General features: G+C 38.7%; 14 protein-coding genes. 1 reads left to right on the forward strand and 13 read right to left on the reverse strand.

The genetic code is table 11. The features are described from left to right. Nucleotides 1–59 precede the first annotated feature (59 nt). From panB to rpoZ, 11 genes are all read right to left on the reverse strand, one after another. A complete protein-coding gene (gene panB, locus ACFIK7_RS07915) occupies nt 60–875 on the reverse strand; it encodes a 3-methyl-2-oxobutanoate hydroxymethyltransferase (protein ID WP_375630782.1) in 816 nt (271 codons plus the stop codon). Beyond that, nucleotides 872–1,732, reverse strand: coding sequence for a pantoate--beta-alanine ligase (gene panC, locus ACFIK7_RS07920; RefSeq protein WP_273791096.1), 861 nt, complete (start codon nt 1,730–1,732; stop codon nt 872–874). The genes panB and panC overlap by 4 nt, the downstream gene beginning before the upstream one ends. Nucleotides 1,733–1,755: 23 nt before the next feature. Then, a complete protein-coding gene (recO, locus tag ACFIK7_RS07925; RefSeq protein ID WP_375659937.1) occupies nt 1,756–2,502 on the reverse strand; it encodes a DNA repair protein RecO in 747 nt (248 codons plus the stop codon). A 26-nt stretch (nt 2,503–2,528) separates the two neighbouring features. Then, a complete protein-coding gene (gene era / locus ACFIK7_RS07930; RefSeq protein ID WP_273791098.1) occupies nt 2,529–3,434 on the reverse strand; it encodes a GTPase Era in 906 nt (301 codons plus the stop codon). Then, nucleotides 3,427–4,134 (reverse strand): ribonuclease III, encoded by a 708-nt coding sequence (rnc, locus tag ACFIK7_RS07935; RefSeq protein ID WP_273791099.1) that lies wholly within the window; start codon nt 4,132–4,134, stop codon nt 3,427–3,429. The genes era and rnc overlap by 8 nt, the downstream gene beginning before the upstream one ends. Then, nucleotides 4,115–4,927 (reverse strand): signal peptidase I, encoded by an 813-nt coding sequence (gene lepB / locus ACFIK7_RS07940; protein ID WP_273791100.1) that lies wholly within the window; start codon nt 4,925–4,927, stop codon nt 4,115–4,117. Before lepB ends, rnc begins: the two co-directional genes overlap by 20 nt. A gap of 80 nt (nt 4,928–5,007) precedes the next feature. Beyond that, a complete protein-coding gene (gene acpS / locus ACFIK7_RS07945) occupies nt 5,008–5,409 on the reverse strand; it encodes a holo-ACP synthase (protein WP_375663201.1) in 402 nt (133 codons plus the stop codon). Nucleotides 5,410–5,436: 27 nt separating this feature from the next. Next, a complete protein-coding gene (locus ACFIK7_RS07950; protein ID WP_375630786.1) occupies nt 5,437–6,045 on the reverse strand; it encodes a DUF2062 domain-containing protein in 609 nt (202 codons plus the stop codon). Between the two features lie 95 nt (nt 6,046–6,140). Next, complete coding sequence (gene pyrE / locus ACFIK7_RS07955) at nt 6,141–6,719, reverse strand: orotate phosphoribosyltransferase (protein ID WP_273791120.1); 579 nt, start codon at nt 6,717–6,719, stop codon at nt 6,141–6,143. 16 nt (nt 6,720–6,735) lie between these two features. Next, a complete protein-coding gene (locus tag ACFIK7_RS07960) occupies nt 6,736–8,961 on the reverse strand; it encodes a bifunctional (p)ppGpp synthetase/guanosine-3',5'-bis(diphosphate) 3'-pyrophosphohydrolase (RefSeq protein WP_273791103.1) in 2,226 nt (741 codons plus the stop codon). Nucleotides 8,962–9,089: 128 nt separating this feature from the next. Then, nucleotides 9,090–9,488 carry a DNA-directed RNA polymerase subunit omega gene (gene rpoZ, locus ACFIK7_RS07965; RefSeq protein WP_273791104.1) on the reverse strand — a complete coding sequence of 133 codons (399 nt, stop codon included), beginning with the start codon at nt 9,486–9,488 and terminating at the stop codon, nt 9,090–9,092. Between the two features lie 568 nt (nt 9,489–10,056). Between rpoZ and ACFIK7_RS07970 the strand changes: the two genes are divergently transcribed. Next, nucleotides 10,057–10,725 carry a uracil-DNA glycosylase gene (locus ACFIK7_RS07970; protein ID WP_375657760.1) on the forward strand — a complete coding sequence of 223 codons (669 nt, stop codon included), beginning with the start codon at nt 10,057–10,059 and terminating at the stop codon, nt 10,723–10,725. Nucleotides 10,726–10,773: 48 nt separating this feature from the next. Here the strand turns inward: ACFIK7_RS07970 and smpB are convergent, their stop codons facing one another. After that, nucleotides 10,774–11,250, reverse strand: a complete 477-nt coding sequence (gene smpB / locus ACFIK7_RS07975; protein WP_012231306.1) for an SsrA-binding protein SmpB — start codon at nt 11,248–11,250, stop codon at nt 10,774–10,776. A gap of 18 nt (nt 11,251–11,268) precedes the next feature. Beyond that, on the reverse strand, nt 11,269–12,153 hold the full coding sequence (gene dapA / locus ACFIK7_RS07980) for a 4-hydroxy-tetrahydrodipicolinate synthase (RefSeq protein ID WP_273791105.1): 885 nt from the start codon (nt 12,151–12,153) through the stop codon (nt 11,269–11,271). Nucleotides 12,154–12,217 lie beyond the last annotated feature (64 nt).

Raw genomic sequence — 12,217 nt, forward strand, 5'->3', positions numbered from 1 at the left:
ACATTCATTATCAAAATAACAAATGTTCTCTTGTCAAACCTTTCATCTTAAACTGAAGTTTATTTTAGTTTATAAACTTCATTATCCGCTGGGAAAGCACGAGATGTGACATCCTCTGCATAATTCTTTATTGCAGTTTCCATGGCTTGTTCAAGGTCTCCATAACGGCGTACAAATTTTGGCACATGAGAACCATAGCCCAACATATCTTCCATAACCAATACTTGCCCATCACATTGATTGGACGCCCCTATACCGATCGTAGGGATAGAAAGCTTATTTGTCAGTTTCACCGCTAAAGGTTCGACCATTGCTTCTAAAACAACAGCAAAAGCACCTGCCTCTTCAATCGCTGCTCCATCTGCTTCAATTCTTTGCCAATCATTCTCCTTGCGTCCTTGTGTTTTAAAACCACCAAAACGATTCATTGCTTGGGGTGTAAGACCGATATGCCCCATCACTGGAATGCCACGTTTACACAAAAAATCTATTGTTTCGGCTATATAAACGCCCCCTTCAAGCTTAACTGCACCACACCCCGTTTGTGCAAGAATGCGCGATGCATTTAAAAAAGCTTGCTCTGGACTTTCCTCATAAGAACCAAAAGGCATATCAATAACAACAAGAGCTTTTTGAGATCCACGCACCACGGCTTTCCCGTGTGAAATCATCATATCTAAATTAACAGGAAGCGTTGTCTCAAACCCATACACAACCATCCCAACGCTATCACCAACCAAAAGGATATCGCAATATGGATCAGCAATCCGCGCAGTATAAGCTTGATAAGCTGTTAAAGAAACAATTGGCTGTTGTCCCTTTCTTGCACGTATTTCGGAAGATGTTATACGCTTTACGGTTTTATGTACACTCATTTTCCACTCTTCTCTTGCAATATATATTGATCAATCAGCCTTACCTCACCAAAGCGGACAGTAAGGAGTAAAACCGCCGGTTTATTCAATGTTCCTTTAACCACGCATAAAGTTTCCATATCCCGTAAATCTATCGCTTCAATGATTGCACGCGTTTCTTGTTGTAAAATATCACGAACAGTTTTGCATAATTTATCAACCGACCGTTCACCTTCATGATAAAGCTTTTCAGCAGCTTTTCCACTTTCAGGAATAATTTTGGCAGCTTTACGATCTTCTAATGTTAAAAGCTGATTGCGTGAAGAACAAGCTACACCATCTGACTCCCGTAGAATAGGAACTCCAACGATTTCAATAGGAAAAGCCAAATCTTCAACCATACGCCGAATAATTAAAATTTGTTGAAAATCCTTTTCCCCAAAAAAAGCCTTATCTGGTTGGACAATGTTAAAAAGTTTAGCAACAACGCTTGTTACACCACAAAAATGCCCCGGACGTAATTTTCCCATCAAAATACGTGATAATTTTTTCACTTGTACAATTGTATCATTCCCCAGTGGCCACATTTCATCTACAGAAGGAGCAAAAACACATTCAACACCTGCTTCTTTTAACAAAGCACAATCGCCCTTCAAATCTCTTGGATATTGAGAAAAATCTTCTTGAGGTCCAAATTGCTTTGGATTGACAAAAATAGAAACCACTACGCGATCACACATTGCTCTTGCATACTGTACTAATGCAAGATGTCCATCATGCAATGCCCCCATTGTTGGAACAAAACCAATCGAAAAACCTAAACGTCGTTCCTCTGAAGTATATTGGCGGACTTCAGCAATTGTCTTTAAAATTCTCATTTTCCCATTCAATTATCATCAGATCAACCAATTAATGCCTGCACACCAAATTGGCGCTCAAACAATTGTATCATATTCATGCGCACTGACGGCTGCTTTATATCTCGTGGCTCCCAGACATGACGCATAAGAAAAAAACCCGTCAGTATAAAACCATTTATTATGTCACTAAAATCAGCAGGACGAGTCGCTCTTTGTACAAGAAACTGTGGTAGAATGAGAAGCTTTTTTTTCCAAGGTTCCCCTGCTTCTTCACAGACAGCCCGTCCAGATTTTGGTGATACGTAATGAAGCCTTTCCTGACGACCTGTTGCAGCACAACAAGATAAATCAAGACCAAAACCAAGTTCTTCAAGAAGCCGCATTTCAAAACGTACAAGCAATTCTGCATTTACAAATGGTTCATCAAAATTCTGCATAAAAAGGTGTAAAATATCATATAAAATGGGGTGCGGATCACGTTCGGGAAGAAGCCGCAAATGAAAAGCTATCAATTGCAAAGCATAAAGTGCTTCTGGTAGACAGATTAATCGTGCCGCATGTAAATCAAGAGCTTCAAGCCGAAAAAGTCCCAAATGTTCGTCTAAACGAGCCCACCATTCAGCCTCCACAAAATTTCCAGGTTGAAGAAGAGCTGCCATACGACGCGACCGCCCCCCTTTTACCACCCCCATATAACGACCATGTTCACGTGTCATAATCTCAAGAATAACACTTGTTTCACCATATTGGCGTGTACCAAGAATAACGGCTTGTTCTTTCCACTTCATTTTACTTTAATTATTTTTTTAAAATCTTATTTTAAAAAATCCAATCCCATTTCGCGATAACGTTCTGGATCGGTATCCCAATTATCGCGCACTTTCACAAAGAGAAAAAGATGAACCTTTTGATCCATAATTTCCATGAGTTCTTTACGTGCTGCTTGTCCAATCGCTTTAATTGTATCGCCTTTTGCTCCTAAGACAATTTTTTTCTGACTCTCACGCTCGACATAAATAACTTGATTAATTTTAACGGAACCATCTGAACGCTCTTCCCAGCTTTCTGTTTCAACCGTTGAGGAATAAGGAAGTTCATCATGAAGACGAAGAAAAAGTTTTTCACGCGTAATTTCAGCAGCAAGATGACGCATGGGCATATCAGAAATTTGATCTTCCGGATAATACCATGGCCCCTCCTGCATCATATTACTCAACGCATGAAGTAAATCCTTGCAACCAGAACCGTTTAGAGCAGAAATCATAAATGTTTGCGCAAACTTTACACGTTCATTTATTTTAGTGGTTAACGCTAGAAGAGATGATTTAACAACTGTATCAACCTTATTAAGAACAAGAACTTTTTCTTGTTTCAGATTGTTTACAATATCTAACATCATATCAACTTCATCCGAAAGACCATTTTGAGCGTCGATTAAAACGAGTAGAACATCAGCGCTCTTAGCCCCTCCCCAAGCAGCAGAGACCATGGCTCGTTCTAAGCGCTTATGGGGACGAAAAACACCCGGTGTATCGACCAACACAATTTGCACATCATCATGAATGACAATACCGCGGATTAAAGTTCGTGTTGTTTGTACCTTATGCGTTACAATTGAAACCTTTGTTCCAACCAATTGATTAACCAGTGTCGATTTACCGGCATTAGGCATCCCAATAAGCACAACAAACCCAGAACGCGTTTTCATAACGTCACTCATGATCATTTTTTCCCACTGTTTTCCATACACCCTCTCGTCGCAAAATTTTTTCAGCTGCCATTCTTTCGGCATATCTTTTGGAGCTTCCCTGCCCAATCTCTGAAGCAAACCCAGAAATACTGACCTCTACCATAAAAACAGGATCGTGATCGGGACCTGAACGTTTGATAACCTGATAATGTGGTTGTGCATTGCCTTGGATATGCGCCCATTCTTGTAATTCTGTCTTGGCATCACGTCGACCAGCATCCATTTTCTTTGCCCGACTTTGCCAATATTTTTGAATAAAAGGGCGAACGCTTTCCAATCCTCCATCGAGATATATCACGGCAATCAAAGCTTCCACGACATCTGCATGCATATTGATAAGTCGACGCCCCTCGAAATTTTTCATCTCAAAACCAACACGGATCATATCAGGAAGCCTCATTTCACGCGCAATATCAGCACATGTCTGCGCATTAACAAGATGATTCAAACGGACTGATAATTCACCTTCACTTGCCTGAGGAAAAAGTTGATACAGCATTTCAGCAATCAAAAGCCCTAAAACCCGATCCCCTAAAAACTCTAGTCGTTCATAATTTCCCTGTTCCGAATCTTGTACACTCGAATGTGTTAATGCCTTCGTTAACCTCTCTTCATCTTTAAAACGATGCCCCGTCAGCTTGAAAAGCTGATCAATCATGAGACGTTTCATCGTTGTTTCCTTGCTTGATAAGCGGCAAATCATGAACCGTATTTATGAAAGAAAACAAACGTTTCCAACGCACATCAAATGGCCAGCGCCAAATCTGCCAAGCACTTGAACCGTTACTGATAGAAAAGAAAATCACGCTCGCGCGACCAATAAGATTTTCTTCTGGAACATAGCCTACATCTAAACGACTATCATCTGAATTGTCGCGGTTATCTCCCATCATAAAGTAATGTCCTTGAGGAACTTCAAAAACTTTTGTATCATCAACTTTCGGGATGAAAGCTAAATCAAGTGTATCATAACTGACACCGTTAGGCATTGTCTCGCGATAAACCTCAACAGGATAGTTAACCTCTGTTATATCAGAATTATTAATCTCCCCCATAAAGTGACGTGAAACAGCCTCATCATTAATATAAAGAACACTTTGACGGACTTGTATACGATCACCTGGTAGCCCAACAACGCGTTTTATATAATCAATCTTCGGATTACTTGGTAAGCGAAAAACGACCACATCTCCACGTTGAGGTTGAGATGCCCAAATCCGTCCAGAAAAAAGAGGGGGAGAAAAGGGGATGGAAAAATGAGAATACCCATATGCATACTTAGAAACAAACAGATAATCTCCCACCAACAAAGTAGGACGCATTGAACCGGAAGGAATACTAAACGGCTGGAAAAAAAGTGTCCGAATAAACGCTGCTAAAAGCAGAGCCTGTACTAAAACAGAAATAAATTCACGAATCCCACCTTTTTTTTCTTTTTTATGCACTTTATCTTTTTGGATCATCACCAACTGCCTTCTCATCACAGATATAATTTTTTTTCATCATAATATTCAAATAACAAAAGCACAATCTCTCACGCCATCTATCCACGTGGAAGTGCTTCGATAATAATAAATGCCTGTGCCCAAGGAAAATCATCTGTTATGCTAAGATGAATAACTGCATCATGATGAGGAGGTAATAACTTTTGAAGTTGTATTTGCGCACGATTTGTTAATTGCATTATTGGTTTACCAGATGGCAAATTAACTACCCCCATGTCTTTCCAATTGATACCACAAGCGATTCCCGTTCCTAAGGCTTTAGCACATGCTTCTTTAGCAGCAAATCTTTTTGCATAGGAAGAGGAGCTTTTTTTGAGATTTTCAGATCTATTTTTTTCAATATCCGTAAAAATACGTTGGATAAAACGCTCACCATAACGAACCAACATTTTCTCAATACGTCGTATATCAACCAGATCATTTCCAAGACCAATAATCATAAGATATTAACCCGATCTTTCTCAAATTTATTTCTGTTTTAATACAGGCGATGAACGCTTCTTTAAACGCCTTTTTTTTATAATCTTTTGATATCGCTTTTGTTTAAAACGAACCGTTGCTCTGTAAACACCTATATAAGATAAACCACCAAAAACAATACCTAAAAGAGTTCCACCTAAAATCATAGGACTCATAATTGTGTCCCATGCGCCTTTAAAGAGGAGAGAGAGATTTGACAATGTCAAACCATTAAATAGAGCACGAATTTGCGAAAGAGAAATCTCTTTGACATCGCTAAAAAGTGATAAACAAAAATACCCTACTTTATAATCAGCCATGATAATCAATAAAAATGTGAGTGGATTAGAAAAAATCGTCCCAATGATTGCGGCAGCAAAGTTTGCACGCAAAAGCCAAGAAAAAAATATTGCCAAAATAATATGCAGCCCAAAGAAAGGGGAACAAGCTAAAAAAATGCCAACAGCAACCCCTAATGCTACTTCATGCGGTGTTGCTGATATACGCAAAATACGTTTATATATGTAGCAAAATGAGCGAGAAAATGAACGACGTGGCCATAACCAAAGTCGAATACGCGTTACAAAATCTATTGGTTCTCGACGACGAAAAAGCATATGACTCTCAATATACATCTTTTGATAATGAAATAACCTATATCATCCAAATTAATCTTTTTAAGCTTTTGCACAAAAAAAAAATAGAAAGACAATTAAATATTTCGACTGCCTGGTTTAATCGCTGGAAGAACAGAAAGCTCTGCAGGAAGAGCATCACTAGCATAAGAGGTTATCTCGTATTCAGCAAGCGCAATCAATGGAACTCCAACATTGACCTTACCACCAGAACGATCAAGAATACATGCACTGGCCAATACCTCTGCTCCTGCTGCAACAAGCGCTTCAACAGTCTCACGAATGGAAAGACCCGTTGTCACAATATCTTCAACAATAACAACCCGTGCACCCTTCTTGATTTCAAAACGACGCAATTCAAAGATGCCATTTACACGCTCTACCCAAAGAGAAGGAACACCAAGGTGACGTGAAGTTTCATAGGAAGGAATAAGACCGCCAATTGCGGGCCCAACAACATAATCAATTTTTTCCTCGATAGATTTTTTGATTTTTTCAGCCAATCCACGACATAACTTTTCTGTCAAGTCAGCATGCATGAATACTTTCGCTTTTTGCATATAAGTCGCACTATGGCGTCCCGATGTTAAAATAAAATGCCCTTCTAGAATAGCATCTGCTTGTTTAAAAATATCAATGACATCTTGTGTATTCATTGCTAAATCTTTCTTTTTATCCATGAACCCGCCGTACTGTACTTACTGAACCTGCCTTTTTTAATTGAGAAAAAATACGATTCAAATGTTTTAAATCCCACACTTCCAAATCAATCATAATTTCTGTAAAATCTGGTGCTGTACGGATAAAAGATAAATTTTGGATATTGGCATCGTTAGCAGAAATTATTTGTGTAATTTCAGCCAAAGAACCAGGACTATTTACAACCAAAATATTCATCCGTGCAGGAAAACGTTCATTCATTTGGGCATCAATATCCCAGCGAACATCAATCCATCGTTCTGGCTGATCATCATACGCCATCAAAGCTGAAGACTGTATTGGATAAATAACGATCCCAGCTCCTGGCTGCATAATACCAACAATCCGATCTCCAGGTACTGCTCCTTCCGGTGAAAAACGTACGGGTATATCTCCATGGGTTCCTCTAATAGGCAATGCTTTAGATTGATGATTCTCGACCTTTGCATTCTTTTCATTTTCTGGAACTTTAAAAATCATACCTTGAGCATTTTCAATATTAAACCAACCTTCTTCCCCAGGCCTAAAAGATGACTTTTGTACCACACGGTGATCTTGATAATCAGGATAAACCGCTTTAATCACATCAGCGGAAAACAGCTCTCCACGCCCAACAGCAGCCAATACATCCTCTACATCTTTACGTGCTAAACGTGGCAAAACTTTCTTCAAAAGGTCTTTTGAAAATTGCTTTCCCATATATTCAAATGAACGCTCGAGAATACGATATCCTAAACCCGAATATTGTTTACGTACCGCTGCACGACTTGCTCGTCGAATAGCTGAACGTGCTTTACCTGTGACAACAAGAAATTCCCATGCTGCTGGCGGAATTTGAGCGTGTGAGCGAATAATATCAACCTCATCACCATTTTTTAATTTGGTCATTAAAGGCATAATACGACCATTGATTTTTACACCCACACAAGAATCACCGATGTCTGTATGGACGGCATAAGCAAAATCAATAGGCGTAGCTCCTTTAGGAAAAGCAATTAATCGACCTTTCGGCGTAAAACAAAAAACTTGGTCTTGAAAAAGCTCAAGTTTTGTATGTTCTAAAAACTCTTCTGGATTATCTCCATCAGACAAAGATTGTATCGTTTGACGCAACCATGCATAGGCATTCGTTTCACTTGATAACTTCACAGTCGAATAATTGGAACCGCGCTCTTTATATATGGAATGAGCAGCAACCCCATATTCAGCAACTTCATCCATAGCAGCCGTTCTAATTTGCAACTCAACACGTTGTCTTGAAGGGCCAACAATTGTTGTATGAATAGAACGATAATCATTTTGCTTTGGTATAGAGATATAATCTTTGAAACGACCAGGAACCATTGGCCATGTCGTATGAATGACACCAAGAGCACGATAACAATCATTCACGGACTCAACAATCACACGAAATCCAAAAATATCCGATAATTGTTCAAAAGATAATGCTTTACTTTCCATTTTGCGAAAGACTGAATAAGATTTTTTCTGACGGCTTTTAACATCTGCTTTAATGCCATGCTCCAAAAAAAGTTTTGTCAATTCATTTTCAATTGTGGAAAGCAAATCACGGTTGTGTTTCAATAATTCAGAAAGTCGATTGGTAATCGTACGATAACCTTCTGGATTTAAATAAAAGAAAGAGAGATCCTCTAATTCCTCACGCATATCCTGCATACCCATACGGCCTGCAAGTGGCGCATAGATATCCATCGTCTCTTCAGCAATTCGCCGACGTTTATCATCACGCATAACACCAAGGGTACGCATATTATGAAGACGGTCAGCAAGTTTGACTAAAAGAACACGAACATCATCAGAAATAGCAATAAGAAGTTTACGAAGATTTTCTGCCTGTACGGCTTTCTTTGATACAAGATCAAGCTTATTAAGCTTTGTAAGCCCTTCAACCAACTTCCCAATTTCAGAACCAAAAAGCTGATCAATTTCTGCTCGTGTAGCGCTTGTATCTTCAATTGTATCATGCAAAAGAGCAACAGCAATCGTTGCCTCGTCCAACCGCATATCTGTCAAAATAGCAGCAACTTCTAAAGGATGAGAAAAATAAAGATCACCTGACGCACGCTTTTGATGCGCATGCTTTTTCATTGCATAATCATAGGCCCTGTTTAAAAGAGCCTCATCTACGTCAGACTTGTAACGTTGAACACGTCCAACAAGCTCACACTGACGCATCATACGAGCATATCCTTTATCTTTTCACACCCCTAATCTTTATTGAACACGTCCTATTAATAAAAGACACGAAAAATAATTGCTCCTCACATGACAAAGTATCTTTACTCCTGTAACATAAATTGCTGCAATTAATAATCGTCACTTTTTTCTGGAACAACCAAACCTTCAATACCCGCTAAAAGCTCTTCTTCTGACATATGATCAAATGAAGTACCTTCTTCTTGCGATGACGTATTAAAAACACTTTCAGCTTCACCTGAATGGGTAATAAATTCACTTGCCATTTCTGGCTCATCTACTTCCACATGCTTCTGCAGCGAATGAATAAGGTCTTCCTTTAAATCAGCAGGCGACAATGTTTCTTCTGCTATTTCACGCAAAGCAACAACTGGATTTTTATCATTATCGCGATCAACCGTAATCTGGGCTCCTTGTGAAATCTGACGCGCCCGATGACCTGCTAAAAGTACCAACTCAAAGCGGTTGTCAACTTTATCAATACAATCTTCTACCGTTACGCGGGCCATTTATGCCTCTTTCTCAAATAAAAAAATTTAATAGCGGATAAGGGAGTATATACAATAATCAAAATAAAACACAAGAAAAACAACACAAACTTTTATATTTTTTGATTAAAGAACTTATTTAAGAAAATTCTTGGAAAATTTATAAAAATGTATAACCTATTCATGCTCGTTATCAAAGTTTCTCGTAAAAGCATTCCAATAGATTGACTTCAAACAAAGGACGGTCTTTCTTGACAAAATATTTGTCTGGAGTATTCATCCTTTTAAAAGGAATACCAGCTATTTAAAATCCTTTGCAATAACGGCAGCCTTACGCATACTTTTTATGATAATATCTTTATCTAAAGAGAAAACTTTTTTTCTTTGAACATCATGTGTATTGCACTCTTATTCATCGAATAAATTACTGAAAGATGACCTCTTACACAATAATTAGCAATAAGTTTATATTAAACTTTCTTCTAAAAAAGTTTATTTATATTCATTATAGATTGTTTATCAAAACATAACCCGTCATATACGCTATAAAAGACTCAAAAAAATAGAAAAACGATTAATGCCTAACACCATGAATAGCCAATTAACATCACTTTGCCCAGAACCACCCCAAAATTGCAATTTATGTCCTAGGCTTCATCAATTTATCGCTGGCTGGCGTGTAAAAGAACCAAGTTGGTATAACGCACCGGTGCGCCCATTCTTTCCTCATAAAGGGCCCGACACAACACGCCTTCTTATTGTTGGGCTTGCTCCTGGATTGCGCGGAGCAAATCGAACTGGACGTCCATTTACTGGTGATTATGCTGGGCACTTACTTTATTCAACTTTAAAAAAGTTTGGTTTTGCCCAAGGAACCTTTGAAGAAAGAGCAGACGATACTCTTGAACTTATTGATGCAGCAATCGTTAACTCTGTTCGTTGCGTTCCACCAGAAAATAAACCCACCGGTGCAGAAATTAACACGTGCCGCTATTTCTTTTCACCTCTTTTAACAAATCTTCCCAAACTTAAAGCCGTTATTACCTTAGGCACCATTGCGCACCATTCAACGATACGTGCCCTTAATGCAAAAGTTTTATCTCACCCTTTTGGACATGGTGAAATCAATAACATCGGCAGATTACGCATCTTTTCGAGCTATCACTGTTCTCGTTATAATACAAATACTGGGCGCTTGACAGACGCCATGTTTCACCAAATCTTTCAAGCAGCAAAAACATACTTAGATCAATACTAAAACTGTTTTTAAAAGTGCTATAAATAAAGAATATCGAAATTGCATCCATCATCCATATCTTTTTAAAAGTCTTGCTTTTTCACGTCCCCAATCACGTTTTTTTTCCGTTTCGCGCTTATCATGAAGCTTTTTCCCCCGCGCTAGAGCGATCTCCAACTTAACGCGCCCTCGTTCATTAAAATAAAGTTTGAGAGGAACAAGTGTCATTCCTTCACGAGACGTTGCATTAAAAAAACGTGCCATCTCACGTTTTGAAAGTAATAATTTGCGCAAACGTCGTGGTTCATGATTAAAACGATTAGCCTGCGTATATTCAGGAATATAGCTGTTTACTAACCATAATTCCCCATTCTCAAAACTCGCATAGCTTTCAGCAATATTGGCATGATTAGAACGTAAGGACTTCACTTCCGCTCCCTGAAGGACAAGACCAGCCTCGAGATTATTAAGGATTTCAAAATTAAAACGTGCTTTACGATTGTCAGCAATTATTTTCCGTACGGGCGCGTTCTTTTTTTTATTCATGGCTTTGTCAATATCATTTTATGCTTTTAAAAGACCAGCATGACTGAGGGCTGCATCAATAATCTTCTTTGTTCTTTCTGTTAATGGAACAATAGGAGAACGCACAGTATCACCACAAAATCCTAATTTTGCAGCAGCATATTTAATACCTGCCGGACTAGGTTCAATAAACACAGCACGATTAAGAGGCATCAAGCGATCATTTAATTCTCGTGCTGTTTTATAATCACCACGAAAACAAGCTGCTTGAAGTTCTGCACAAAGCTTCGGAGCAACATTGGAGGAAACTGAAATACACCCCATACCTCCATGTGCATTAAAACCTAACGCCGTACAATCATCACCGGAAAGCTGCACAAAATCTTTTCCACACTTTTCACTTTGTTCACTAACGCGCTCAATTCTGCTCGTTGCATCCTTAACACCAATGATATTGTTAAAATCTTGATAAAGGTCTTTCATCGTTTCTACAGCCATATCGATAATAGAACGACCAGGAATATTATAAATTATAATCGGAATAGAAACAGCTTTGGCAATGGAAGAAAAATGCTTGTATAAACCAGATTGATTTGGTTTATTATAATAGGGAGTGACAACCAAAACTGCATCTGCACCAGCTTTTTGCGCGTATTGTGCAAGCTCTACAGCCTCGCTTGTGCTATTTGATCCCGCTCCAGCAACAACAGGAACACGCTTTGCAACCTGCTCAACACACAATTCTATAATCCGCTTATGTTCTTCATGACTTAACGTTGCTGATTCACCTGTTGTCCCAACAGGGCTTACACCGTTAATCCCTTGTGTGATCTGCCATTCAACAAAATCACAAAACGCCTTCTCATCAATTGCGCCCTTGTTATCAAACGGTGTGATAAGCGCAGTTATAGCTCCCTTGAGCATGATAAACTCCCTATAATGTTTGCTTTTATTTTTTTATAATCGCCTTTTATAAATTTTAAATAGA

The organism is Bartonella sp. CL266QHHD (genome assembly GCF_042195355.1).
Classification (GTDB): domain Bacteria; phylum Pseudomonadota; class Alphaproteobacteria; order Rhizobiales; family Rhizobiaceae; genus Bartonella.